This is a genomic window from Paenibacillus sp. Soil750 (assembly GCF_001428045.1).
Lineage (GTDB): Bacteria > Bacillota > Bacilli > Paenibacillales > NBRC-103111 > Paenibacillus_E > Paenibacillus_E allorhizoplanae.
In genome coordinates this window covers 352,671-379,667 of sequence record NZ_LMSD01000001.1, presented here as the reverse complement: position 1 = coordinate 379,667, position 26,997 = coordinate 352,671, and the positions used below count along the sequence as shown (strand labels likewise).

General features: G+C 38.9%; 21 protein-coding genes. All 21 read right to left on the bottom strand.

The window, feature by feature from the left end; all coding sequences use genetic code 11:
- Positions 1-89: 89 nt before the first annotated feature.
- Positions 90-1,259 carry a DegT/DnrJ/EryC1/StrS family aminotransferase gene (locus tag ASL11_RS01615; RefSeq protein WP_056608961.1) on the bottom strand — a complete coding sequence of 390 codons (1,170 nt, stop codon included), beginning with the start codon at positions 1,257-1,259 and terminating at the stop codon, positions 90-92.
- 21 nt (positions 1,260-1,280) lie between these two features.
- Positions 1,281-1,913, bottom strand: a complete 633-nt coding sequence (locus ASL11_RS01610; RefSeq protein ID WP_056609604.1) for an acetyltransferase — start codon at positions 1,911-1,913, stop codon at positions 1,281-1,283.
- Positions 1,914-1,929: 16 nt separating this feature from the next.
- Complete coding sequence (locus ASL11_RS01605) at positions 1,930-2,526, bottom strand: sugar transferase (protein WP_056608959.1); 597 nt, start codon at positions 2,524-2,526, stop codon at positions 1,930-1,932.
- Between the two features lie 16 nt (positions 2,527-2,542).
- The gene (locus tag ASL11_RS01600) at positions 2,543-3,514 is read right to left on the bottom strand and encodes a glucosamine inositolphosphorylceramide transferase family protein (RefSeq protein WP_056608956.1); all 972 of its coding nucleotides are present in this window, start codon (positions 3,512-3,514) and stop codon (positions 2,543-2,545) included.
- Positions 3,515-3,592: 78 nt separating this feature from the next.
- Positions 3,593-4,630 (bottom strand): UDP-glucose 4-epimerase GalE, encoded by a 1,038-nt coding sequence (gene galE / locus ASL11_RS01595; RefSeq protein WP_056608954.1) that lies wholly within the window; start codon positions 4,628-4,630, stop codon positions 3,593-3,595.
- Positions 4,631-4,653: 23 nt separating this feature from the next.
- On the bottom strand, positions 4,654-5,727 hold the full coding sequence (locus ASL11_RS01590) for an EpsG family protein (protein ID WP_056608952.1): 1,074 nt from the start codon (positions 5,725-5,727) through the stop codon (positions 4,654-4,656).
- 19 nt (positions 5,728-5,746) lie between these two features.
- Entirely contained in the window at positions 5,747-6,631 is an 885-nt protein-coding gene (locus ASL11_RS01585; RefSeq protein ID WP_056608950.1) for a glycosyltransferase family 2 protein, read from the bottom strand.
- A gap of 4 nt (positions 6,632-6,635) precedes the next feature.
- Positions 6,636-7,745 (bottom strand): glycosyltransferase family 1 protein, encoded by a 1,110-nt coding sequence (locus tag ASL11_RS01580; protein WP_056608948.1) that lies wholly within the window; start codon positions 7,743-7,745, stop codon positions 6,636-6,638.
- Positions 7,730-8,884, bottom strand: a complete 1,155-nt coding sequence (locus tag ASL11_RS01575) for a glycosyltransferase family 4 protein (protein WP_056608946.1) — start codon at positions 8,882-8,884, stop codon at positions 7,730-7,732. The genes ASL11_RS01580 and ASL11_RS01575 overlap by 16 nt, the downstream gene beginning before the upstream one ends.
- An 11-nt stretch (positions 8,885-8,895) precedes the next feature.
- Entirely contained in the window at positions 8,896-9,771 is an 876-nt protein-coding gene (gene galU / locus ASL11_RS01570) for a UTP--glucose-1-phosphate uridylyltransferase GalU (protein WP_056608942.1), read from the bottom strand.
- 16 nt (positions 9,772-9,787) lie between these two features.
- Positions 9,788-11,614 (bottom strand): polysaccharide biosynthesis protein, encoded by a 1,827-nt coding sequence (locus tag ASL11_RS01565; protein ID WP_056608941.1) that lies wholly within the window; start codon positions 11,612-11,614, stop codon positions 9,788-9,790.
- Between the two features lie 464 nt (positions 11,615-12,078).
- Positions 12,079-14,283 carry a right-handed parallel beta-helix repeat-containing protein gene (locus ASL11_RS01560; protein ID WP_056608939.1) on the bottom strand — a complete coding sequence of 735 codons (2,205 nt, stop codon included), beginning with the start codon at positions 14,281-14,283 and terminating at the stop codon, positions 12,079-12,081.
- An 87-nt stretch (positions 14,284-14,370) separates the two neighbouring features.
- Complete coding sequence (locus tag ASL11_RS01555; RefSeq protein ID WP_056608937.1) at positions 14,371-15,537, bottom strand: acyltransferase family protein; 1,167 nt, start codon at positions 15,535-15,537, stop codon at positions 14,371-14,373.
- Positions 15,538-15,658: 121 nt separating this feature from the next.
- On the bottom strand, positions 15,659-18,061 hold the full coding sequence (locus ASL11_RS01550; RefSeq protein ID WP_056608936.1) for a right-handed parallel beta-helix repeat-containing protein: 2,403 nt from the start codon (positions 18,059-18,061) through the stop codon (positions 15,659-15,661).
- A 38-nt stretch (positions 18,062-18,099) separates the two neighbouring features.
- Entirely contained in the window at positions 18,100-19,638 is a 1,539-nt protein-coding gene (locus ASL11_RS01545) for a fibronectin type III domain-containing protein (protein WP_056608932.1), read from the bottom strand.
- Between the two features lie 179 nt (positions 19,639-19,817).
- Positions 19,818-21,377, bottom strand: a complete 1,560-nt coding sequence (locus tag ASL11_RS01540) for a lipopolysaccharide biosynthesis protein (protein ID WP_056608931.1) — start codon at positions 21,375-21,377, stop codon at positions 19,818-19,820.
- A 12-nt stretch (positions 21,378-21,389) separates the two neighbouring features.
- Positions 21,390-22,403, bottom strand: coding sequence for a glycosyltransferase (locus ASL11_RS01535; protein WP_056608927.1), 1,014 nt, complete (start codon positions 22,401-22,403; stop codon positions 21,390-21,392).
- 18 nt (positions 22,404-22,421) lie between these two features.
- On the bottom strand, positions 22,422-23,378 hold the full coding sequence (locus ASL11_RS01530) for an SP_1767 family glycosyltransferase (RefSeq protein WP_235550339.1): 957 nt from the start codon (positions 23,376-23,378) through the stop codon (positions 22,422-22,424).
- A gap of 2 nt (positions 23,379-23,380) precedes the next feature.
- Entirely contained in the window at positions 23,381-24,568 is a 1,188-nt protein-coding gene (locus ASL11_RS01525; RefSeq protein WP_056608925.1) for a glycoside hydrolase family 88 protein, read from the bottom strand.
- Between the two features lie 24 nt (positions 24,569-24,592).
- Positions 24,593-25,774 (bottom strand): glycosyltransferase, encoded by a 1,182-nt coding sequence (locus ASL11_RS01520; protein ID WP_056608922.1) that lies wholly within the window; start codon positions 25,772-25,774, stop codon positions 24,593-24,595.
- 15 nt (positions 25,775-25,789) lie between these two features.
- Complete coding sequence (locus tag ASL11_RS01515; protein WP_056608920.1) at positions 25,790-26,980, bottom strand: glycosyltransferase; 1,191 nt, start codon at positions 26,978-26,980, stop codon at positions 25,790-25,792.
- Between the last annotated feature and the right edge of the window lie 17 nt (positions 26,981-26,997).

Sequence of the window (26,997 nt, the reverse complement as noted above, 5' to 3'; positions counted from 1 at the left end):
ATTGCCTGGACGCACAAATGAAAATAACACTATTTCAGAAAATAATTCATCATCGTATGAAAATAGACGAAAATTCATAAGCCAATTAGTTAAGCACTAATACTTTTGGCTTTAAGGATGGATTTCTGAATACAGGTAATGACCCGATCTTGCTCTTCTTCCGTCATACTTGAACCCGAAGGCAGACATAAACCTGATTGGAATAATCGCTCTGACACATTGTCGCTGTCACTATGTGGATAATAAGCAATCCCTTCAAATAGAGGCTGCATATGCAGCGGCTTCCAAACGAGACGAGCCTCGATATTCTCTACCGCCAGGAGTTCTATTAATGTCTCCACGGATACGCCGGCTTCTTTCGCATCGACTGTCAATGCTGTCAACCAACGATTCGACCTTGTATTCGGTAACTCCGGCATAAACTGAATGCCTGGCAAATGGGCTAATGCGTGATAATAGCGTTCAAATACAACTCGTCTAGCGATCACTCTTTCTTCCAAAACCGCAAGCTGAGCACGGCCAACTCCTGCCAATATATTACTCATCCGATAGTTGTAACCCATCTGACTATGCTGATAATGCAGGGCATAATCTCGTGCTTGTGTAGCTAGAAAGCGTGCTTTATTCAGCCCATCCACATCGTTCGACACCAACATGCCGCCGCCTGATGTGGAAATAATCTTATTCCCATTAAAGGAATAGACGCCAAACTTTCCAAATGAACCGCTTGCTCTTCCTTTATAGGTCGATCCTAAGGATTCTGCCGCGTCTTCAATAATGGGTACATGAAATAATTTACACAGCGCCACGATTTCGTCCATTTTGGCACTTTGACCATATAGATTAACAACGATAATCGCTTTGGGCAATTTCCCGTTAAGCGCAGCTTCATATAAGGCACGTTCTAATGCCTGTGGAGACATGTTCCAGGTTTCTGGTTCTGAATCAATAAATACAGGTGTTGCGCCCAAATAAACTATCGGATTAGCACTAGCAACAAACGTTAGGCTTGAACAAAAGACGGTATCCCCTTCAGCAACATCCAATAGTCGCAATGCTAAGTGTATGGCCGCTGTACCCGAACTAACTGCTGCCGCATCAACAAGACCAACATGGCTTGCTATCTCTTTCTCGAAGGCATCGACATGCGGGCCTAGCGGAGCGATCCAATTTGTATCAAAAGCCTCCTGGATAAACGCCATTTCATTACCACTCATATGCGGGGGAGAAAGATAGATTCTTTTTTTGTTGGCAAACATAAATTCATCCACACCTTTCAATCACTCTTTATTCTGAATCAGTATTGCAGGGGTCCCAATTGCTGTTCGAAATGAAGGAATATCACGGATAACCGTAGCTCCCGCTCCTACTGTGGCCCATTCGCCAACCTGTTTCCCAGGGATAATTGTCGCTCCTGCTCCTATCATGCTTCCTTCTTTGATCACAACAGCACCTGTCAACGTTGCCTTAGGTGCAAGATGAACATAGTCCGCAATCCGACAGTCATGTTCGACGATGGATCCCGTATTAATAATGGTATGGTGTCCAATATGGGCATCTGCATTAATAACCGCATTAGCCATAATGACGGAGCCATGACCTAGAGAAGCACTTGGACTAATGACGGCTGTCTCATGGATAAGGGTTGCGTAGTCCTCATGAGGTAGACCTAATTTCGTAAAAATGGACTTCCTTCGTTCGTTATTGCCAATAGCAACCACCCATTTCAACTCATAACCAAGTTCAATCAATTGATGGGCTGAGGAGACTGGCCCCTGATACAAGCCATCTATGGATATGAATTCCGTATACTTATCATCTAGAATTGCTACGATTTGATTTGCTTCCTTGGATCGAATAATATCCCTAATAACCTTGCTATGACCACCCTCGCCAATCACAACAATATTCACACAAGTCCACATCGCTTCATGACAAATTTGATCCTGAGAATTTCTCCATCGTTACATGATTCCCATGACTGACGCCTTCTGATTTCACGACTTTGCCAACCGTTAACACCAATATTTTGAGATCCAACATAAAGCTTCTATTCTCTACGTACCAAATATCGAGTTTAAATTTCTCTTCCCACGAAATTGCATTTCTACCGTGCACCTGCGCCCACCCCGTAATCCCAGGTCGGACAAGATGCCGCTTCGCTTGTTCTTCGGAATACAGGGATAAATAATCCATCAATAGCGGCCTTGGCCCAACTAGGCTCAAATCACCTTTGATCACATTGACTAATTGTAACAATTCATCTAGGCTGAATTTTCTAAGAAAACTGCCAAAAGCAGTCAATCTCATTGAATCCGGCAATAGATTACCCTCACTATCTCTAGCATCCGTCATGGATCGCAGCTTTAATATATTGATTGGCTTTTCATGTAAGCCTGGTCTTTGCTGCTTAAAGATGACCGGCGATCCAAGCTTCAGCTTAATTAGAAGGGCAACGATACCGATAATCGGTAGAAATAGCAGTAATAATGAGATAGCAACACAGACATCAAACACTCTTTTCATAATGGATCTACTCCTATTAAACTTGACTAAAAAGCTTTGATTTCATTCGGTCCAGCTTCCAAAGGATATAATTCATATTTTTAAACGTATGACCATCCACGGCAATTAGCCATTTATTATCCTTTAGTAAAAGTTGGTCGATATGATGCATGCCATCCTTGCGCCAATCTTTCTCTTCCTTGGATCCACTCAAAATAAGGGAAACCTCTTCTTCCACATATTCCTGCTCAGTTAGCTTATTCACTTTAAATACTCGGACTGACTCACCATAATGTGGATAATCTGCTTGCGTATATCTATGCACACATCCATCCGAAATAATCAGTCTTCCTCCTGGTCTACTGATCTTATCGTTATTTGAAATGATTGGACTTTGAGGATGCTCCGTCCAGGGTCCTACTAAATGATCCGAATAGAACACATGAAAATTGTCCTCTTCCGTCCCTGTAAACATCCACCACTTGCCATTATATTGCACAAGGGATGGATCCAAGTAATTGCCCTTCAACAGATCGCAATGTACCTCCCATTCAAATGGGAAATTCTTGGCTTTATATAAAATTACCCGATCCGATTCGGCAGTTTCAGGCAGCATGAAGAATTCGTTATTATGTTTAAATACTTGTGGATACGATAAATGGAATTTCTCACGCAGCACGACACGACCATATTTCCATGTCATTCCATCTGTACTCGTAGCAACGCCAATCTCCCCTTGACCAGATGCCTTATTCAAAATTTCAAAGAAAAGAAAATAGTCAGATTCATGCTGGATTATGAATGGATCAGCAACAAATTCCGCGGGCACATCCGTTACATCAGAAGCTTGCAAACTAGGAATGGTTAATTGTTGATACTGTGGCTCCGTTGAAATAAAATGGTCTGATCGAAATACCTTTATCGACCAAGTAGATACAACCATTCCTTGGCGCAACAGAGCCATCCAACTTTGAAATCTCTTTAGATTCCATGCACTAGCGATTGACAAAACTGTTCCTCCTTAAGATCATCCACATGTAGCGGATATGACAGAATTGATGGGTAGTTTGGTTCGTAATCTGCTTATTCATAGATTTGCAGCCACTTCATTCGCCTCTAGATAGCCCTGTGGATTGTAGGTTTGCCAACGCCACGAATCCAGACACATCTCATCAATACCCTTGTATGCAATCCATCCTAACTCTCGTTCCGCTTTGGTTGGGTCTGAATAACATACACCGATGTCGCCAGTCCTGCGTGAAGTTATCTTATAAGGAACGTTCCTTCCAGTTACGCGTTCGAAAGCTTTGACCATTTCCAATACACTATATCCTTGTCCCGTTCCCAGATTGTACGCCTCAACCCCTGTGGTTGCGATGACCTTCTCTAGCGCTTTCAAATGTCCGCGAGCTAGATCTACCACATGGAGATAATCTCTTACACCTGTACCGTCTGATGTTGCGTAATCATTGCCATATACCTGTAGTTCCTTCAGCGCACCTACAGCTACCTGCGTGATATAGGGCATCAGATTATTAGGGATCCCATTGGGATCTTCACCTAATCGTCCGCTGCTATGTGCCCCAATTGGATTAAAATATCGCAGAAGTGCGATACTCCAAGTTGGATCTGATACATGAAGATCTCTCATCATCTCTTCGATCATCAGCTTTGTTCGCCCATAGGCATTAGTTGCGCCTAATGGAGAGTCTTCTGTAATTGGAACACTTCCCGACGTCCCATACACAGTAGCCGAAGAACTAAATACGATATTCTTCACTCCATGCTCCTGCATAAGCTCGTAAAGTACAATGGAACCAGAGATATTATTATGGTAGTAGCGTAATGGCAAGGAAACCGACTCGCCGACAGCCTTCAGTCCCGCTAAATGAATCACAGCTTCTATGGAATGCCGCTTAAACACGCTCTCCAAGTCCTGTCGATGCAACAAATTAATTGGATAGAACTCAAAGTCCTTTCCCGTTAGCTCTTTTACTCGACTTAATGATTCCGAACTGCTATTGCTAAGATTATCAACAACAACGATTTCGTACCCTGCATTCAATAACTCCACACACGTGTGACTCCCAATATAACCAGCTCCACCTGTTACAAGAATCGACATTCAGATACCCTCCTACTAGATAGTTAGAATTTTAGAAAATCGCTTTTGTAAATAATGTCCAAGGTAACAACATTTTCATAATAGAAGTAGACGAAGTAAAAACCGATGACCAAGTAATAGACTAATTTCTGCTGTTTCTTAGCAAATAAACTAATTACCCATGACATTAAGATCACATTGTATAAGCCAAAATAGATCGTAAAACGCGCAAAGATCCAATTTTGTGTCGCGATAGCCATAACAACGAAATTTAATAGCGACATGTTAACAACGTAATCACCATATGGAAATATCTCTCTAAGTTTGTGTCTTCCTAAAAAGGCAAATACCAGCGGCACCGCACTTATGGCTACCCGAATGATGTTGGCACCGCCTTCTTGAAAATTCTGATACTCACTATAATGGGTATCTGCAATAGCCGAGAAAATTGCATTCGAAATCACACTGTAACCAACTATCAAAATGACTGAACCTGCGAGAAGCACGATGGTTGAGGATGTCCAAGCTTTTCTTCTGACAATGTAATAAATGGGAATCAGGATGAGGGCACTTCCATGGAAAAAAGAGGCAAACACTACAACTAGGAAATACTTTTTCCAATTTCCTTCGAATAAATATTTAGTGGCTGCGAATACAATAGCCGAAGCCAAAAATTGCCGAATTCCATTCATCGAAACGATATAGAGACCTGATGTTATGTAGATATACACACTTAATTCAAAAAGTTTAGAATACTTGTACAAGACATAGACAATAAGTACGTTAGTTACTAATGCCGTAATAAAAATGAGCGGTTGGGGATTATCTGTTATTGATTTCAAGATCATTTGTAAAATACCGAAGCCAATATCCTTCTCAGCCATGACTTCTGCCCAAGTAAAATTACTAATCCTATAAGAGTGAATATAAAAAACCGTATCGCCGATGTTATTACGAAGTCCCGCTATCAATGCGAAAGTTACCATCACAATAGCCGTCAGCCATTGATTAGGCTTCATCCATAGCTGACCATACCCAGTAGGAACAGGCTTGGCTATGTGTCTGGAAAAGTAAGATGCGAGATAGACAACGACTAAGTTAAGCCAAATAATTGCCATGAGAGGTTCCTTTCGAATCTTATGAGATCCTTGTTTTCCTGCTTACATACCAATAAAGTAGAATACCAAAAGGGATAGCCAGCAATGTGAGGAGTTTAGCGGGTGATTCCATCATGAATCTGCGATTACCTGCCATTATGCTGCTGGATACAAAGTGTATGGATTGTTTAAATTTAAACATTACACTTGCTAGGGGGAGTTTCATAAGCTCTTTACGATAAAAGGCGAAGCCTTTTGGATTTTTCAAATACTGCCTCAACATGTTCATGGAAGAGCCATCAGGTAAGTATTCTACACAGCAGAGTACTTCGTTCAAAAGAAGCATTTCATACTGTTGATCCAACTTATAATACTTGTACGCTAGACCTACATATTTCTCATTTTCGAAAATGGGGTACGGATAAGCTCGTGTTAACTCGCTTCGATACACCAGCTTCTTATCACCTGTCACGCCGTGCTTACTATACAACTCAAAAAGCGTCGATCGCTTGAGTGATACTGGCAATTTAGTACCAATAATTCGCCCATCCGTAAAGGAATCAAGCCCGATAATACCGCTAACCTGCTCGCTGCCATGTGCCTTCCAGAAAGTGAGAATGTGTTCTACCGCATTCGGTGGCATATAGTCATCCGAATCAATGCATACATTCAGTTCTGTATCAATCAATTGATAGGCTGTATTGTGCGCACCATGCATACCTTGATTATCCTGACGGTGGTATCGGATCTGAATCACATTTTCTGCGATCCAGCCAGCTACTACCTGCTCTGTGTCATCTGTAGAGCCATCGTCAATGATGAGCCATACGAAATCTTTAGAGGTTTGCTTTTTTAAATTCTCATAACAGATCGGAAGACAGTACGCACGATTATATGTTGGTGTAAAAACAGTAAGCTTGGTCATCTCATCACCTCGAAATACCTAGATAAAAACCTTCGGTCCAAGCCGCCGTATTGCGGATATCATACCCCTGGTTGGATAAAGATGAAGCAGGAATGCGTCTTGATTTGTTTCTGGCCATCACAACCTTCATTTGATGAACCCAAATCTCTTTATCAGCTAGCGGCAATCGTTCTACCAATCGAATACCCATATCCACTTCCTGCGTAATCTCATCCGAGATCATGCAAGGTAGTCCAGCACCTTGTGCCTCAATGAGTGTCACCGGCAAGCCTTCATGTAAAGAGGGAAATACAAACATATCTAGTCCCTGGAGTAAATGTGCAATATCACTACGCACACCAAGAAATTTGACTTTATGCTGCAAAGCAAGAGACTTCACTTTTCTCTCCATCTCTTCTCGGAGTGGTCCATCACCTGCTAGTACAAGCATCGTATTGGGTTTCTCTCGATTCAATTGGGCAAATACGTCGATGAGAAAAGCGTGGTTCTTCTGATGGTTGAACCTGCCAACATGTCCGAGCACGAATGCCTCAGGAGGAAGCTGCAGTTCTCGTCTTATTTGCTCTCTTACCAATGGTGAATACGCAAATTGCTCACTCTCGATCCCATTCTTCATCAACATCACTTTGCTCCGCTGATTAGCGAATAACCATTGTGCTGCCATATTCGAGCAAGCCAGGAAATGAGTGGCACAGGAAGCGATGAATGTACCTGCAAACCATTTATAAGCTTTAGCCGCTACGCCGCCTTCACTGCTTGTATTGTGACTATGTGCAATGCGAATGGGAATATCAGCCTTCTTGGCTGAACGTAATACAAAACCACTCATTTTATCCATATGAGCATGAACAATCCTGTAGCTTGCATGATTAACGAAGAATTGATCTAAGGCTTGGATATATTTCGCGTGTCCACTATCCGACACGTAGGGGATTCTATGAATAATCCCTCCCATCTCGGTAATCTCCGAATCATAGGCTCCTGGTTTGCAAGTTAGAAAGTCGAATTGAATCTTCGTTCGATCTACATTTCGATATAAATTCATTAGAAGGGTCTCTGCTCCCCCCCTATTCATATTGACAACGACATGCAGAATTCTTATTGCATCGCCCACATGACCTCCACCTTTTCGTCCATAAATCGAGAATATATTGCGCTTTTCTGATGTAACACTTGCTCAATGGCGTATTTAGCTTCAACCATTTGTCTCCCATTCGAGCCTAACTGGGTTCGCAATTCCTTATCACCAGCTAAGAGCAGAAGCTTCTCTGCCATTCTTATATGATCATGGGGAGAAGTCAGCCAACCATTATTATCATCATGTACAAGTTCTCTGTGACCCCTGTTGTCACTTGCAACGATTGGGAGTCCGCAGGCCATCGCTTCCATAATATTCACCGGCAGACCTTCACGCAGACTGGATGCAACAGCAATATCACACATAGGAAGCAAGTGATCTATATCTTGTCGATAACCAAGAAAATCCACTTGTTGAGCAACCTGAAGCTCTTTAGCAAGCTCTTGACATTGCACTTGTAGCGCTCCTTCTCCAGCAAGCAACAGTTTGACATGAGGCACTTCATTGCGAATATGAGCTAATGCTCGTATGAGCTGCTGCTGATTCTTATTCTGATTAAATTCTGCCGCATAAAATAAAAGAATATCCGCTGGTTGATAACCCATGGATACTTTTCTTTCAGCTCTATGCAGTTCGTTGATCTGTTGAAACCGTGTTGTATTAACGCCAACTCCATGCACATACTCAATCTGATTCGCACGGAACCTACGTTTCCTAGCAAGCAGGTAATCTTCCTCATTGATCGTGATCAAACAATCCGTAAAATAAGATAAGAATTTCTCTAATGGATAATAAACTAGCCAATGAAACAAAGGAGCACCTTGGCAAAAATGAAAGCCATGCGCGGTATAAATAACCTTAGTCCCCTGCTTACGGGCAGACCGTGCGGCTAGACGAGCCAGCACACCTCCCATTGGCGTATGGCAGTGGATAATATCATACTTGTTCTCATCAAGGATGGACTTCAACGCCACATAAGCATCTAGATTCGTACGGTGGAGCGGCGACCTCTGAATCGGAATATCAAACTTAGCATCAACATAAGGAAGCTCAATATTCCCACTCGCAGCAACATGAACCTCGAAGCCCTGATCCTTGAACCATTTCAAGTAAGGCAGGTGAAAAGCCCTAAAGTGATAATCAACCGTTGCGCAAAACAATACTTTTCTAGACATCGTGGCATCACCTATTTAATTAATTCTTTCTCCATAAGTTCGGAAAGATATTTCAATAGACCGTATCGTAACTCTTTACGTTGCAACGCATATTCGATTGTCGTTTGAATGAAGCCCATTTTCTCCCCAACATCATAACGGGTACCTTCAAATTCGTACGCATACACCGATTCGATCCGATTGAGTTGTGCGATCGCATCCGTTAACTGGATTTCGCCTCCAGCTCCGGGTTGCTGATTATTGAGAATCTCAAAAATTTTGGGTGTTAGAATATATCGTCCCATGATCGCTAAATTGGAGGGTGCTAATTCTTTGAGCGGTTTCTCAACAAGATGATTGACACTATGTAGTCGGTTCTCTAACTCAAAGCCATCCACAATCCCGTATCTGGACACCTCTTCGTCTGGTACGTGCTTCACGCCTATAATGGATGCGTCGTGGTACTCATATTGTTCCATCAATTGCTGCAAGCATGGCTTATCCGCTCGAACAATGTCATCCCCAAGCAATACCGCGAATGGCTCATTGCCAATAAATTTACGTGCACACCAGATCGCATGCCCTAATCCCTTAGGCTCCTTCTGGCGAATATAATGAATATCTACATTCGAAGACTTTTTCACTTCCGATAGCAGCTCGAACTTCTGTTTTTCTAATAAATTTTGCTCAAGCTCGAAGGAGTTATCAAAGTGATCTTCGATCGCTCTTTTCCCTTTACCCGTGACAATAATAATATCTTCGATGCCCGATTCGATAGCTTCCTCAACAATATATTGAATGGTCGGTTTATCAACAATGGGCAGCATTTCCTTCGGCATTGCTTTCGTTGCTGGTAGGAATCTTGTCCCCAGACCAGCAGCTGGAATAATGGCTTTTCTAACTTTCATAAATGATTGCTCCTTTTCAGCCTACAGATGATAGTTTCTTGGATAAAAGAAGAACATTGCTGTTTCCAATATTAAGCAAATGCTCTCTTAAGCTATCCTTATCTAATGTGTTGTAAATGGAAATGGTTTCTTTGATTTCCTCCATAAATAGGTCCGCCGTTTTGCCGATATAAATCTTCGGATATACTTGTTGTTCTTCGATTTCATCTGCCTTCAAAAGCTCCTCATAAAGCTTTTCTCCGGGTCTCATTCCGGTAAATTCAATACCGATATCTTCCACCGAATTACCTGAAAGTTTGATTAGATTTTTGGCCAGATCGACTATTTTCACAGGTTCACCCATATCGAGGACAAAAATTTCTCCCCCTTTAGCTAATGCACCAGCTTGCATAACGAGTCGAGATGCTTCCGGAATCGTCATGAAATAGCGAATCATATCCGGATGAGTGACCGATACGGGACCGCCTTTTTCAATTTGATGCTTGAACCTTGGAATGACACTGCCTCTGCTTCCCAACACATTGCCGAATCGGACGGCTACGAACTTCGTATTGCTGCTTCTATCCATGTCTTGAATAATCATTTCGGCCATTCGTTTCGTGGCTCCCATAACACTCGTTGGATTCACAGCTTTATCCGTGGAGATCATGACGAAGGTATTCACTTCATACTTGCTTGCTGCAATCGCGACGTTCATCGTACCAATCACGTTGTTCTTAACCGCTTCTTCGGGATTGCGTTCCATCAACGGTACATGCTTATGAGCTGCCGCATGGTACACGACATCAGGGCGATGTCGATTCATAACGGCCATCATTTTGCGTGAGTCCTGAATATCAGCAATTTCGGTAATGAATTCCGTTTGGTCGTATTCACATATGTCCTTCAATTCCATTTCGATGGAATAAATACTGTTTTCTCCGTGCCCTAGTAAGATAAGCTTGCTAGGCTGGAATTTAGAAACCTGACGGCAAATTTCAGAGCCAATGGACCCTCCTGCACCGGTTACTAAGACCACTTTTTGAGTAACAAACTCAGAAATACTTGCGATATCGAGCTCGATTGGCTCCCTACCCAATAGATCCTCAACATGAACGTCCATGAATTGATTGACTGAAAGCTTACCTGTTACAAGATCCTCTAACATTGGCAGGGTTTGAGTTTTGGCTGTCGTTTTGGCGCATTCCTGTACGATACTATTGAGATCCCGTTTCCCTAGAGAAGGAATTGCAATGATAATATTCTCAATTTGCATTTCTTTCACGGTTCGTTCAATCTGAGATATCCCGCCTACAACAGGTATGCCTAGAATATCCAGATTGTGAATGCGAGCATTATCATCAATAAAAGCAACCGGTTCTAACTCTGCATCGTTGTTCTTAATGAGTTGCCTGGCAACCATTAGTCCTGCGGAACCAGCCCCTACAACCAAAGTTCGCTTCTTCCCTGTTTTCTTAATATAGGTACTCCGAAATAACCGCCAGCAGAAGCGAGATCCGCCAATGAGCAAAATGTGAATCATCCAAGTTACAGCGAGCAAACGAAAAGAAATATCCTGAGCCATGATTTCCTGAATACACGCAACCACAACAATTGAAAAGCTAACTGCTTTTACGATAAATATTAATTCTGCAATACTCGCATGCTCCCAAGCTTTTTTATAAAGCTTGTATCGAAATGAAAACACATGATGACTTAGCAGCAGTGTAATTGAGCTGACAACCATAGGTAATGTTATGACATGAAGATCTGCGCTCAATAGAAATCGGCTTACAAAAATCGATGTTAAGACAATAAAAGAGTCAACAAAGACTAATAAGGATAATCGTTGGCGATATGACAAATAAATTCACCCTTTCACTAAAGTACTTAAGTATAAGGCCTTTGGAAAAAGACCATATAATTAAATCCTTTAATACGCTATAGGGCATCTAACCCTGCCTCGCACCACACTTTTGACGACTCGCGTCTAAGGTTTTGTCAAACCCACAGCATGATCGAGTGCATCCATTGATAACGGTAAGGAGGCATCACCGGAATGGGCTGAAAGGTTGTTCTTTATAAAGAACGACACTCTATTAATCCGCCTTGTTCCTATTATAGAGAACATTCCACATGCAATTATTCTTTATAAAGAACGATTGTATGAAAAAAAAGAGCCATAATATAGCTGTGTTGACTTATTTTCATTGTAGTTCTTTATAAAGAACATGTCAATAACAAAATAATGACGAGCCTTCTAGTCTTACACCAAAAGATATAGGAAGGATTACAGTAATACCTGTCCTCCTTCCTAGTATGAAGAAATTATCTTTCCACGTTCATGTTAGCAATGTCATTAGCTTTGAGTTTCAATCTCGCCATATTCAAAATATTGTTCTCAATTAGAAAGGGACCCGCTCCAACTCCTGCATTAAATGTAGCAATCCCTGCCGTTTCAACATTCGTTGTTATTGAATTACCTTTAACCGCCACTTGAAGAATTTCATTCGGCTTATCCTTGAGTGCGTTATAACTTAATTGAATGATGTCTGCCGGATTCTCGCGGTTAACCTCAGAGGCAACAATCGTATTATCAGTTATTTCTACTTTTTTAGCTGCGCTGATTGAAATAGCATACATATTTTTTGTTATATTAAATGTTGAGTTCCTAACAGTTAAATCTAACAAAGCGTTACCTGCTCCTAATCCAGCCCCTTTGAAGGAACAGCCGTTAAACAAGTAGGTTCCTGCATTATTAATACTTGGCCCTCCTCCTGTTTGATCTTTAGGAGACTCAAATACACAATTATTGTAGGTGCCAGGTGGTAGATCTAAGCCGTATGTTGAGTTATAACCTATAACCTTTAAATTATCAAATATGTTACCATCCACCGCACCACCTGTTACGGCTCGCAGTGCTGGGGCCCCTTGAATCGTTACATCCGTAAGATGTACGGGGTTTTTCCATATGGTTAAACCGGACTCTACTGTATTTTTAGTAATATTGATTTGAATATCGGAACCGGTTACTCCATATGCCGTACTGCTGCTTATTGATAAAAGAGAGTCAGTAAAAGTCATTCCGTTAATTTGAATACGAGGTCCTTCAAATCCAGTCATAGCATCATTCATAGAATTATCAATAAATGTCACATCATGACTCGCGTAGATATTCGTCCCGTCAAAATGATTTCCCTTGACTATAGTACCTGTAAAAGGATCTGACACCGCTAATCCAATTGCTCCCTTAGAAGCTAGATGATTGTTTTCTAAGTAACCATCATGACCATCATAAAAGATTACATCGTATCGATTATTATTAAAAAATTTGTTGCTATTAATCCTCACGTTCTCATTTATAAAGCCGTTATCACCCGCCCCGCCTTCGACATCAATCCCAGCCATCGGCGCAGTTCCATCTTTACCACCTATATCGTGAAAAGAATTGTTCTGTATGAGAATATTCTTCCCTCCATTGATTGTCAAACCCTGTCTTCTGTTAAATGCTGACTCCGAATTTTGAACAATTATGTTGGTTGATTGTACTCTATTCCATATTTCCGCATACTGACCTTCTGTTATCTGCCCATTAAACGCCACTTGAGCAGTCTTCGCCCCCTCGGGAATTTGAACATATTGCCCTTGAATTTGTTGTTTGAGTGCTGAAAGAAAGGTACCATCCGCTCGGTAGAAAAAAATATCATATCCGTGTGAAAGCTTCTGCCCATTATCGATAATGAGCGAATGTGTCCAATCAAAAGATGGGTGTGTTAACTCATATCTCACTTTTGTTCTAACTTTCGAAGCGTCCGCTATAGGCTCTCCATTATCATTTAATCCTCCCGACTCAAAACCAGCTGCATACACATCCTGCATAAACCCGCCACCACCACCAACGCAAAGGCCGTCACCAGTGAAATTTACTGCCCTAACGCCATCTATCTTAGAATTAATCGCACCTTGAAATAAAATACCATATCCACTTTCATGTGTACCGCCGCTAGAGTAATCATGTGTATCTCGATCGCCTCGATAGGTGCCACCACGAATGATAACATTCTTTACTCCCACACTTACTAATAACGTCGAATAATCTTGAAAGTTATTGCTTTCCTTTTGAATAACAGCTCTATCATCCAGCAAAAATGTCATATCACTAACCATGTTAATACGTCCATGTGGATCGTCTGTGCCATTTGATCCTTTTGCTATAAGATATGTACCTGCCGGGACCTTAAATACAGTATATCCTTGCTCATGTGCCCATTGAAGCGCATTATTGATTCCATCCGTTGTTTCAGTTGCATGTGAATTATCATTGTGAATTTGCCATCTATTTAATTCAAGCTCATAAATTCGCCCCTCTTGTTGAGGAACGCTTGTGTTTGGTGGTGATACTGAAGCAGTATTTTGAGATGATCCAACAGTCGTGTTTTGTTGAGGAACAGTGATCACACTTTGTGTTTCATTTGAATTCGAATGCAACATAAATAGCAAGGTAGCGTACAGTAGCAATACGATTTTTAACATGAATTAATTCAAATCCTTCTCGGGAATTTTATAAAAATAAATTTATAATAAGATAAGCAGTTACGTAAGTGCGATCCTTCTGAAGACTTAAACAGATATTTTTTTGGAAAACTCTTCGCGATTAGTTAAACGTGAATTCCCCCTGCGATTCGTTAGATATTTACCAAGCTTAATTGCAGGTTCTTCAATAAATTTATAACAAAGTGCAGACGAAACCATTGTTAGTATTAGGGACATAATTACAATAACTGGAGTTGGTATTATCTCATAAAAAATATGCAACATAATTAATAAAATCAATGCATGTATTAAGTACATGCTGAACGATATTTTGCCTAGATAATGAACAGGTTTCATTAATAACAATCTCGAGAAATAATTAGCACCTAACGCATGCAATAATATCAAAACAGCCCCGATGGTAATAAACCAATCAATCATAATCAAATATAGATTATATTCTGTATTTCCAATTAACTTTGAAAATATAGTAAATGGAATACGCGGGTAAGAAAAGAATAATAACCCCACAGGGAGGAATAAATACTTTGTCTTAGATCGAGCTATTATTCTTAATAATGATGCTCTATGCTTTGCCAGATTAGCTCCAATAATAAACATTGAAGTATAATGCAAAGTAACAAAATAGTTGGTAGAAAGCGGTACATGAAAAGCACTTGGAACGTTCAGCATCATGATATACCCAATACCTGATAATAATAGACTGGCCAAAACATTTAATCTCCAACTAGCCTTAAGTACAAATATCATAATGAAAGGGAATATGATGGATACTCTCATTTCATGAACTAAAGTCCAAATAACCATATTGAACGTGTACCATTTATATTCCCCTAGAAAAAGCAAATGATTAATTAAACTATTCACAGTTGTATCATCATTCCAAGTACCTAATCCCCTAATATCAGGTACAATTCCTATTTTCGAAGTTAGAGCTACTTTAGCAAGATAGGCCAAAATCGTAATTATTAAATAAGGTATGTAAATTCGACATATCCTTCTTATCAAGTACTTCGGATAACTTACTTTTGTATTTTGAAAAAAGGGGAGAGAAAGCACGAATCCACTTAAAACAAAAAACAAAATCACAGCTGAATGCCCACTTGTCAAAATTTTAATGTAGGGTATAAATGATTCGTTCTTCATTGGAATCACAAAAATAAAATGACTAAATAAAACGATTAATGCAGCGACTCCTCTTAATGACACTAATTCTTCATATCGGTTTCCCAAATAAACACCCCACCACTATTATAATTACACAAATGTTCTTTATAAAGAACATTATCATAATTTTCTGTTCTTTACAACAAAAAAAGCACCATGAGGTGCATCATAATTAATAATCTTCATACTATATTTTACTAATCGTCACACTCAAACTTAAGCTTTGTGTGTAAGTGATTTTAATTGTATTTGAATCCACGATTCTAATGATTGGCTGAATAACTTGTGTTGAGGATGTACAATAAACATAGGGCTCACTCGTAGTTAAATTGTGGATAATTGTAGCGGAATAATTCACTCCATCAGCCGTCAAAGTAATCGTTTGTTTATACTTTTTAGTTTCATCATACCCAATATATATGGAATCTGGAGCTGGTAAGGTTATATTGGTAAATGTGTTGTCAGCTGAAATGAATTTCTTCATCACATTTGCATATTGATAATAAACCAATTTAAGTGGAGTAGAAGATCCTTTATAGCTAATTGATGTTCTTTTCAATGATAAAATTACCGTTGAATCAGTCCCCCAAAGCTGAGTAAGAAGTCTCACAAATTGTGGATTATTAATTTCAATGACAGAATCTTCTAATGAAATAGTTGTAACCGAAGTTGGGCTGTTATTTTGACTCACGAAAATCTCTGTATTTGTATTTATCTGAAAGTAGCAGTTCTTTAAAAAGGTTATCGAAGTTACATTATCCATATTCGTAACTAAATTCCAAACCCTTGCATCAATAAAGGAACAATTAGCAACCTTCAAATTTTTGGGCTTTGCTGCTGTAGTATCATGCAGTAGATAGGCATTATTTTTAAATGTAGATTTGTCAATAGTTACTAACTCACTTAAGGTTGTTTCATTCCGAGAGCCTGCACTGAGTGCAATATTATCAAAGGTACATCCATCGAATGCATACACTTTAGCGTCGAGTCTAAACCCCGTTGCAATTGTGTTCTCAAAAATGCAGTCCTTTACCTGATCAACGATAAATAACGTGTAGCCTAGAGAAGATTGAGTAAACCTAATTATATTATTCTGAAAGATCGCATTTTCCGTAGGCATGCTCATGTTAATACAGTCTACCAAATAATTATTACTAAAATTAACTTTATATTTAGCGCCGCTTAAACCTAAACTTCCACCTTTCATATAATTACCAGTTATATGAATATAAGGATTTTCCATATAAGCAGTCATTAAGCCTATATTGTTACCACAATTATAGAAATAATTGCCCGTAATATCTGCATGCTGAACCGCATACATGTTAACTCCGTTTGCCGTCATATTGTAGAAATGATTATTTTGTATGCTTATCGTATATACACCAGCAAATATTCCATTGCTGCTTCCATAGAAGCGGTTATGCCTAATAATTACCCCTTCCCCGTAATTATCTTCCTGATTGAAACAGTACCTAGTTGGGTCAGCAAATACTGTACCTCCATCTAAAAACGCATTGCTACCGTCCTTACCAGTATCTCTAATGGTATTGTATTCAATAATATTATGTGAACCACCACCTTGAATTCCCCCTCGTTGACAACCATAAATTTCACAATTACTAATGATGTTATGATGAGGGATATCACCGTAGATAATTCTAATATTAAATGTTTTTTTTGGATTCGTTTCATTAAAAAAAACAAATCGATATGTGGCAGCCCCTTTTGGTATTGAAACAGGCGTATAAACGCGTTGATTCTTCATCTTTCCAATAAACGAACCGTCTGATCTATAGAACGCCATATCGAAGTCTTTGCTATTCATACTTCCAATCACACGATCGTAACCAGTACCACCAATAACTAATGCCGAATATTTCCCACCTTCAATTACTGGTAATTCAAAAGCTTTGCTGGTTAACATATTTGTTGCAGGTATAAGAGCACCTGTTGCATTGTTGATGGTATTTAAAGTAAATTGCGGGTCAAATTCAATTAATTCATTCAAAGAATTACTAATAAAGTTGATACTGTCACCAGTAAAAGCTCCAATACTGCAATTTCTAATTGAATTATTACTTGATGTTCTTTGGAATTGAACACCATATGAACTTTCGAGAACTGCCTCACCAGCTGGATTGGAATAGCTCCTGTCTGCTCTGCAGCCAATAATATTCCCATTAATTAAATGAGAGTTCATAACGTTATCAAAATAGAGAACTGTACCTTCAAACTTATAAAAGTTAGAGGTATTCGTCGTGTCAAAAGGTGATTTAGCATCGGAATCATAAATAACCTTAATCGTCGAGCCGTTAAGGTTAAATGTCAAATGACTGACCATATTTAGTGTTCTTGGATAACAAACCGCATATTCGCCTCTTGGTAGAACAGCCTCACTGTAGTTGTTGTTATACGCGTATTGCAAAGCATTATTAATACCTTGAATATTATTGTCCGCTAACATATAATGGCTAGCTACATAGGGTTTAGTAGGTAGTCCCTGTATGATTCCCCATCTCGATAATTCAATTAAATATGACGCGGTTCTTTCTGTTGCCATATTTTTAATATTTTTGACCCAAACCATTGTCCATCACCCCATTACTATTCAGATTTAGTTGTTGATTAAAGCATACATTCATTATAGTTTGCAGTTCTTTCTGCATCCGTCAAAACACGTGTATAATATCTAACGCGGCGGAATCTACCACCGTTATCCTTATTGTAGATACTAAGGTATTTACATATAATCACGCTTCTGCCATTGGTAGTATTACTGCCAATTAATACATTATCTACGTAAACTTTTACGTTCAAACCATCACTCGTAACAATTAAATGATGTTTTTTATTGTTAAAAATAGATGAGTTCATTGGTAATAGAGTATATAAACTATTGGTTGTTTGCAGGTGAAAATCACTATTACTTGCAAAAAATATTGCATAACCTTGACTATCAATTTGATAAGATTGGAGGTAATATGTTGTCGGGCTAGAAGCCAAAAATTCAAACTCCCACGTAAACACATCTGTACTAAATGGTGTTAAATTGGAAACGATATTAGAAACAACAACGTCTGAAGTGAAATCCAGTCCATCTGAATGGATATTTCTAACAAATTCAGAGTTGGCATACGGCCACCCTTTGGTCACACCTACATTGTAACCGTTTCCACTTCGATCCCCCCACAGCATTCCCGTAGAAGTCATGTTTGTGGCTAGAAGATCATCAGTAAATAAATACAATGAAGGTGCTGTCGTTGCTGAAGCAATTGTAGTAAATGACACATTCCCAAGGGTTGACTCCGTTCCAGCAGCATTCTTTGACTTAATCGTTAACGTATAGCTCGTACTTTTTAATAACCCAACTACCATATAACTGACACTTGGTGTGCTAGCTAGCCAGATAGAACCATTATATACCTCATATGACGCTGCTCCCGCGACTGCAGGCCATGTTATTGTTGCACCTGATGCGGTGATATTCTTGCTACTAATACCACTACTTGGCGGTGTAATAGCTGAGGTCGTTACTGTAAGCTGGGTACCATCGGAAATGTTATTCGATGTATCGACGGCCTTAATATTGAAGGTATACGAGGTAGAAGCTGCAAGCTGTGCTACATTATATGTGGTTCCACTTACACTACTTAACAAAGCGTTTCCATTATAAATCTGGTACGCAGCAACATCTTTTGAAACACTAGCAGTCCACGATAGCGTCAACGAATTTGCAGTAACATTACTAGCTACTAAATTCGTTACATTATCAGGAGCTGTGACATCGTTATTACTCTTAGGTACATTTGTCAGCTGAATACAGTACGCTCGGTATGCAGAATTGGTGCTGATTTGAATCGAATTAAAGGGTTCAAAAAATGCATCGAACACTTCGCCCCCTTTAACTACATACGTGTCAGTATTAATGGTAAATGACAAATCCGATGTCCCATCATTTGTAATTACAAAACCATCCATATTACTAGTAAAGGTTTTTGTTATACTCGTGCTCCCGCTAAATGATCCTTTGGCTTTTGGCAACAGCATCTTTATTCCACCATTTGAACCCAGAAGCGGCTCATATTGGTCACTGATCTCATTAAAGTATTGTAGAATCTGTTTGCCATCTACATCAACAAGTACTTTCTTGGTATTGTAAGTCATCCTTATCCTCCTCCTTTTGAATTTCTATAAAGTTCCAATTATTATATGCAGATTACATCCCAATAAAGTGGATTCTTGTCCCCTTAAATCTCATAGCTTTCCACCTATTTTAATGATTAGAAAGGTTAGATATAATAAATGCCACTTCGCCTCCATAAGCTGGAAGTAAAGTGGCATTTCTAAATATTTTCTTTAATAGCAGACTTATTATCTAGGTTAAATTTCACACGTATACCCAAGATTAACTTATGCATAATCGTAAAAATATATTTACATTCATCTGTTTTACGAAATATAAGCACATAGCATATATTCGGAACGATAAAGCAGATTATACTTCTAACAACTAGCATAACAAAGTTGTTAACTGGCACATAGCTACACAATACATTTGTCACAATCCAAATACCAACACCTATAACCACATATCCCAAGTATATCTTGAAATACTCCAGAACAGGCTTTCGAAAGACTTCCTTATATACAAAGTATGGTGCTGTCCAAAAAGGAACGACAATTGTGCTAATTAAAGTACCAATGAATACACCTGTCATCCCGAAGTATTGAACTAAGATGATAGACAGAACAAGATTTACTCCAGCTTCAAAAAATGGTGCATATCTATCTTGATGAAAAATACCCGAAGTCGTTTTTACCAGAACAATAGATTTTCTCATTCCAGATATAAAGAAATTCAACATGATAAATATAACTGCACTTTTACTCATTTGAAAATCATGCCCTAACCATAACGTAATGATAGGATCTAACATGATAAACAAGAAAATAGTAAAGAATGAATATATCCAAAAGTTAAAAAACATTGTGACTCTAAATATTTTATATATTTTGTCATCACTTTCTTGAGCTACAAGGTTCCCAAGACTGTGATTAATATTATCAAAAATTTGATTGATAAATGTTCTACAAATATTAATGAACATATAATAATTGGAATATAATCCAACTGCGGCTACACTGACAAAACTAGAAATAATGATGTTATCTGTTCCAAATACACAATACCCACCGATATTGTGCAACACTAACGCTTTCACATTTCTTATAATACTACTTTTAGTCTCAGGATCTAATTGACTACTTACTTTGTTTTTAATGTAGGGATACATCTTGTCTACAATCAATGACAGAATAACTGAAGTTGTTATTGTTATGAGAATATCAACAATAATATACAATAAATAATCATGCAAAAAATATAATATTCCAATTTTGATACATGTAGATATTATTGACGATATCGAATAAACACCCGTTACAATATAACCCTTTTGACTGACATTCAATAAAGAAATTTTATGTGAGAATAAATAAGTCGAAACCGTGTTTAATAGAAAAATAAAAAAAATGATGTTTACATGCTGAATATTTGTATCATTCATAAAAAAGTTAAGAAAAGGCATTAAGGAAATTCCAAGTAAAAATACAACAATAGCTATGATACGAAAACATTTTTTATACAAGTTCATCAGTACAATAATTTTCTCTTCGTTATTTTCCGCAACTGGTTTATACAAACTATAAATAATACTGGATCCAATCCCAGCTTCCGCCAGCGCTAACATTCCCAATATATTAGAGAATAGTCCATTAATACCTAGATATTCTATGCCCAATGCGCCTATAAATACTGTTCTGGACACAAAACTAAGCAATGTTATTATAAATTGACTACCAATACCAGCACTTATATTTCTGATTGAATTTTTTACTCTCATTTTATCTCCTATTTACAAACCTCTAAATTCCCGATTATGTACTTTAATTAATATTGGAAATACTCTAAATTTCAAAGCCAGGTAGTAAATATATTCTTTTAGGTTTTCACACCGATACGCAAAACCTATTTCTTTAACACTTTCAACGATCATGTTGTGACTGACCACTCTACGTAGTTCATTATTCATATTTGTTTCTGAACTATTCTTTACATTTTGTATTAGCAATCTATATATGTTTTTAATATAGTAATTTGCCATGTCATTCCTGTAGTTCTTATTTTTTAATAAACCAAACTTCTCAGAGATCTGCTTTCGAATTCGATGTTGTAAAAGTAAACTGCTCTCCAATTCGGGTTTAAAAGGGAGTCTCATCACACTCAACGGATTATTATCCGTGTAGTAATACAAGATATCTGGAATTGCGATTACTCGTTCTGATGCAAGAAGATACTCCAAATTAAAAATGACATCTTCACCGATAAATACATTTGAGTTGAATCTAATATGGTTCTTTTTTAAGATGCTTGTTCTATAAAAATACCTCCAAGAATAACACAAGTCATTGTTAGAGTGTACATTCGGTGAACTTAACACGAGTTCTTTTCCTTGCATAACTTGATTCATTTTAAACCCAGTATGAACTATAATATTCCTTGGAATTGTCTGAAATCCACTAATAACCACGTCACATTGGTGTTGCTCGGCAGTCTTATACAGTACGTTTAGATATTCCGATGAAACCTCATCATCAGAATCAATAAATACGATATATTTTCCAGTTGCGGCCTCAATTCCAGCATTTCTCGCACTACTTGGTCCACCATTTGCTTTATGGATCACTTTAATACGTTTATCCCTGGCTGCGTACGACTCCGCAAGTTCACCGCAATTGTCAGGCGACCCGTCATTTACAAGAATTATCTCGAAATTGGTATATACTTGGTTGAGTATAGAGGCCATGCATCCGGGAAGAAACTCCTCAACTTTATACATGGGCACAATAACGCTTATTTTTTCGTCCACAATGCCACCTCAACGGAATCAGACATAACATTTTATTTCTCTTAAATACTTACCATCCTGACTTTCTCCGACTCCCTTACCTCCACCAGCTTCGCAAACATATTTATTTTCGATGCTAATCTTCGTAAGCGTTCCTCTCAAATACCATTCATATTCGATATCTACATGTCCAATATCAATGGCTTGATAACCCTCTTTGTATAAGTCATATGCCATAACAGTAGCAGTGGGTCCAATTGCCAATAACATTAATTTGTGCTTTTCAACCTTCTTGGCTTCAGCAATGATTTTGTCGTATGAGTTAAATGCATCTTCTTCTGGAACTAAAATTCTCTCTATCGAGTTAGTTCCCTCAAATAGATCATTCCCTACACCAAGCCTACTTTTCTTCCCTTCGATAATAACAACGTCCCTATGCAGCCAGATTAATTTTAATCGATTAAACCAACGCTGACTTTCCGATTTGTTTTGGAATGGGTAATAGCATCGAGATAGGAATGAATTGTAATAAACTTTTTTATCCGACAAGAGTCTATACCATTGCAAACGATAGTTGGACAAATGTCGTGACCAATAATTTCTTGGTTCATCATGAAATTGTGATAATTCCTCAAATACGTCTGGTAAACATACAAGAAATCCAGGCTCATCAGCTTTTAGAATCGCTCTTAATCTTTCCGCTAAATTCTCATTGGCTTGTTGGAACGAAATATGAGTATTCATCATTAATTTAAACTCACCATCGCCATACCGACAAATAGAAGCACTATTATTCAAAATTTCATCCAATGTTTGATCAATAGTCTTAACTTCAGGAGAACGATTGAAAAGCCTAATTACCCGATCAATTAACGTTTTGTATTGATACTGAATTTCATCTTTAATATCAAACATCAAATTCCATATAATTATTAGTCTATGTTTTATCTTTACTACAGCCATAAGCTTACGCCCCTCTGCTTCTTTCGAAATCATATTCACACAACCTTGGAATCAACTTTGACATTCATCAGTCGGATACAAAAGCCTTGCGTGAAAGGCAACACATTAAACAACATCGAATATACTCCAATATCCTTCGTATCTCCTTGAGAGAAGTCCACAGCCCCGTTCCTTCTTGTCGCTTTCATCAAATAGCGAATAGCTTGATTAGCACTGTGCCTGCAGATGTCCGATATTTCATCGATTTGTGAAGCATTCAACATAAACCAACCTAGTGTTGCTGTTGTTGATGAGTCTGGTATTGTTTCCTCTCTGGTTACAGTCCAATTCCAATTGCCTTGCTTTTGTTGAAACACAATTGCAGACTTAGCAAATCGTACGATGCTCTTTTCCAACAAGGGTCTGCTTGTATGGTCCTGAGGCAGTTCATTCCAGGCATCGATAAGCCCAATTGCAAACCAACCCAATCCTCTTCCCCAGCCGAATAGCCCGAGTGGTAATTTACTATCAATCTGATAAGCATGGCTTGGAATATGATGCCCTTCCAACATTCCATGCTCCTCGTAATGTTGAATCTGTCTTACGGCGAGTTCAACACATTCCTCTTTCCCATAACGGATTCCATAGGCGACGAGGAAGGGGCAGATAAACCCTATCGTATCCACGTACCGATATTTGTCCATGAATTTGCGATATGCAACAGAGCCTTCATTTCCAATATGATCTTGGATGAGATGCCAAGTCTCGTCTAATGCGTTTCTGTATCGTTCTACTTCAAGAAAGTCCAACTTCATGATCGCATACGCGAGAATAGCAGCATCGACGTATTCTGGTTTCCGCGCCCAACTGCCTTGCCCATCCATTTTGGAATGAACATATTCCCCGATTTTTTGCTTAATCTCAGCTGGATTGTCATTACTTTTCACATACTCACCTAGACCAAGCAACAACGCTGCTTCTTGCCAGTGCTGAATCGCATGCTTCGTATAATTACCTTGCAGCATATCAATCGCAACTAACCGAGTTTGATCGGTCACTTTAATTTTGGGTGTACGCGACAACCATTTCACACCGATCGTCGTTATCGATTGATTCCATTTCTGCTTATCATCATATCTACCAATATGTATCCTATTTATCCAGTCCAAACCCATTGGAATCAGATCTATTAGTGCGATAACAATAATAACACTCACAATAATCAGACTAATCCATTGCAACATTACGACACTGCCCCCTTTCTTCAGCTACATAAACAATTGGTAGAGTTTAAGAATCTCTGTTTCTGTGCCAAGCATTTCTTTACCTAGATTTACAATTAATTGTTTTCTTAGTGCATCATTATCGATAATTTCTCTAATTCCCTCACATACTGCTGCAGGCGTCATCGCAACAATGAGTCCATTGATTTTGTTTCTGATTTGATCCTTGGCGGTACTGAAGTTCGTAACAACAATCGGCTTCTGAAGAATCTTCGCTTCATCGATGGCGATGGACTTCCCTTCAAATTTAGAGGGTTGAACGTAAATATCAGCTTCTCTTATGTAAGGATACGGATTTTCTTTAATGCCCAGAAGAATAAAGTTATCTTTCAGATCATGCTTTTCGATCAGCCTTTCTAAGGATGCTCTCTCCTCACCTTCCCCAATGATATACCATTTGATTGGGTAGCCAGCTTGAATGAGACCTTTACATGATTCAACAGCAAGCTCGAAGCCCTTTTGATAATTCAACCTGCCTACGGATACAATGGTAATGTCTTTTTCTTTGAGGTTGACGGTTTCCATAGAAAGCTTATGAATTGCAGCTGGAGAAACGATGTTATGCATAACCTCGATGTTTTGACTTAGTGTTGGAAATCGTTCTCTTAGAATATGACCACATTCTTCCGATACGGTTACGAGGTGATTAAGCTGATTGAAATAGACCTGATCGAGAGTTGGATCCATTCCCAGCTTGTCATAGTCATTATGAATAAAGCCTATTTTCTTGGAAGCCTTCACCTTATCGATGCAGAAGTAAATAGGATTCTTCTCTAAATATCCAATAGCTATGTCATAGTGGGTTTCGAGATTAGGTAGTGACTTCGCTAAATACTTCCAGACACGCTGCTCACATCTGATTCTGTTCTTCTCACTTACATAAATACTGCCCGCCAGTAGTCGAAGTAATGCAATCTTCAAACTGCCTTTTCTAAGGCATTGAAAGACAGCCTTTCTCATCGACATGTCGAAGTATTTATATTCAACTGGTTCTTGCAGTAAATTCACTTCTGGGGGGAGTTTGGATAAGAATAACCCCGTATGTCTGAGGAGATAAACATCCACATCATACATCGAGTAATCTATGGTCTCTAATAAAGAAATGAGCGCCTTTTCAGCTCCACCGCAGTTTAAATTGTTCATAATAAACAGTATTTTTTTCTTCATTATTAGACCATCCTACTAGATAATATCGTAAAGTTTATATACTTCTTCCTCTGTACCCATTTGCTCTTCAGCAAGACTCTGCATGAATGATTCCCTTAATTCGAATTGATTGATAAGCACTTCAATGCCCTTGCTAATACCAACGTCTGACATCTCCACAAGTAGGCCATTTACACCATCCGTAATTTGATCCTTAGCAGATTCATAATTTGTTACTACAATGGGCTTATTCAGAATCTTAGCCTCATCGATAGCAATCGATTTCCCTTCGTATCTAGATGGTTGAACATACATATCTGCATTTTTGATGAAGGGATAAGGATTCTCTTGGATACCAAGCAGAATAAAAGTATCTTGAAGCTGCAGCGCCACAATCTGCTTCTCCAACGCTTCTCTTTCCGAGCCATCGCCCAAAATGTACCATCTCACCTTGTAGCCCTTTTTTACTAGCAAGGCACAAGCATTTATGGCCATATCGATCCCTTTTTCATGGCTTAATCTAGCGATAGTAATAATATTCGTGAATTCACCATCGAATTTTTGTAAGGCAGATGGCTCACGATTAGATTCGCTTTTGATAATCCGTGGAGAAACAATATTTTGAATCACCGTGATATTATCAGTTAACTTCGTGAAAGTTTCTTTCAGTGACCTTGCGCATTCTTCTGATACCGTGACAAGCTTGTCTAACTGCTTAAAGTAGGGCTCATCCATACTTGCGATCATCCCAGAGTCTGCATAATTCGTATGAATCCAGCCAATTTTCTTAGCAGCCTTCACACGATCAACGATGTAATAAATGGATGACTTCTCTAAGTAACCGATAGCAACGTCATATTCTCGATCCAGCGTACCGAATGATCTTTTCAGATATTCCCAAGAATATTGTTCGGAGCTTGCCGTATTTCTCACAAAACGGTTAAGTGCTGCAAACATGATCCTGGCGTAAGCAAGCTTGAACTGGCGATGCGCTATCAAGGTTGTTACTGATTTCACAAGATGCTCAGCAAAAGCTGGGTGATGATAAGTAAGCGCCACAACCTGCACTTCTTTGGGTATTGCATTCATAAAGGCACCCGTTTGGCTAAATAACAATAAATCTACCTCAAACCGTTGGTAATCGATTTGCGAAAGCAAATTGATTAGACTTTTCTGCCCGCCTCCAGCCAATAAGCTGGGTATAACAAATAGTAACTTTTTCTTCATCGTATCCCTCATATACG

What these genes read in the sequence shown, in the direction of transcription:
- ASL11_RS01615 (WP_056608961.1), bottom strand. Translation starts at nt 1,259, where the DNA reads ATGTTTGCCAACAAAAAAAGAATCTATCTTTCTCCCCCGCATATGAGT.
- ASL11_RS01605 (WP_056608959.1), bottom strand. Translation starts at nt 2,526, where the DNA reads ATGAAAAGAGTGTTTGATGTCTGTGTTGCTATCTCATTATTACTGCTA.
- galE (WP_056608954.1), bottom strand. Translation starts at nt 4,630, where the DNA reads ATGTCGATTCTTGTAACAGGTGGAGCTGGTTATATTGGGAGTCACACG.
- ASL11_RS01590 (WP_056608952.1), bottom strand. Translation starts at nt 5,727, where the DNA reads ATGGCAATTATTTGGCTTAACTTAGTCGTTGTCTATCTCGCATCTTAC.
- ASL11_RS01585 (WP_056608950.1), bottom strand. Translation starts at nt 6,631, where the DNA reads ATGACCAAGCTTACTGTTTTTACACCAACATATAATCGTGCGTACTGT.
- ASL11_RS01575 (WP_056608946.1), bottom strand. Translation starts at nt 8,884, where the DNA reads ATGTCTAGAAAAGTATTGTTTTGCGCAACGGTTGATTATCACTTTAGG.
- galU (WP_056608942.1), bottom strand. Translation starts at nt 9,771, where the DNA reads ATGAAAGTTAGAAAAGCCATTATTCCAGCTGCTGGTCTGGGGACAAGA.
- ASL11_RS01560 (WP_056608939.1), bottom strand. Translation starts at nt 14,283, where the DNA reads ATGTTAAAAATCGTATTGCTACTGTACGCTACCTTGCTATTTATGTTG.
- ASL11_RS01550 (WP_056608936.1), bottom strand. Translation starts at nt 18,061, where the DNA reads ATGGTTTGGGTCAAAAATATTAAAAATATGGCAACAGAAAGAACCGCG.
- ASL11_RS01545 (WP_056608932.1), bottom strand. Translation starts at nt 19,638, where the DNA reads ATGACTTACAATACCAAGAAAGTACTTGTTGATGTAGATGGCAAACAG.
- ASL11_RS01540 (WP_056608931.1), bottom strand. Translation starts at nt 21,377, where the DNA reads ATGAGAGTAAAAAATTCAATCAGAAATATAAGTGCTGGTATTGGTAGT.
- ASL11_RS01530 (WP_235550339.1), bottom strand. Translation starts at nt 23,378, where the DNA reads ATGATTTCGAAAGAAGCAGAGGGGCGTAAGCTTATGGCTGTAGTAAAG.
- ASL11_RS01525 (WP_056608925.1), bottom strand. Translation starts at nt 24,568, where the DNA reads ATGTTGCAATGGATTAGTCTGATTATTGTGAGTGTTATTATTGTTATC.
- ASL11_RS01520 (WP_056608922.1), bottom strand. Translation starts at nt 25,774, where the DNA reads ATGAAGAAAAAAATACTGTTTATTATGAACAATTTAAACTGCGGTGGA.
- ASL11_RS01515 (WP_056608920.1), bottom strand. Translation starts at nt 26,980, where the DNA reads ATGAAGAAAAAGTTACTATTTGTTATACCCAGCTTATTGGCTGGAGGC.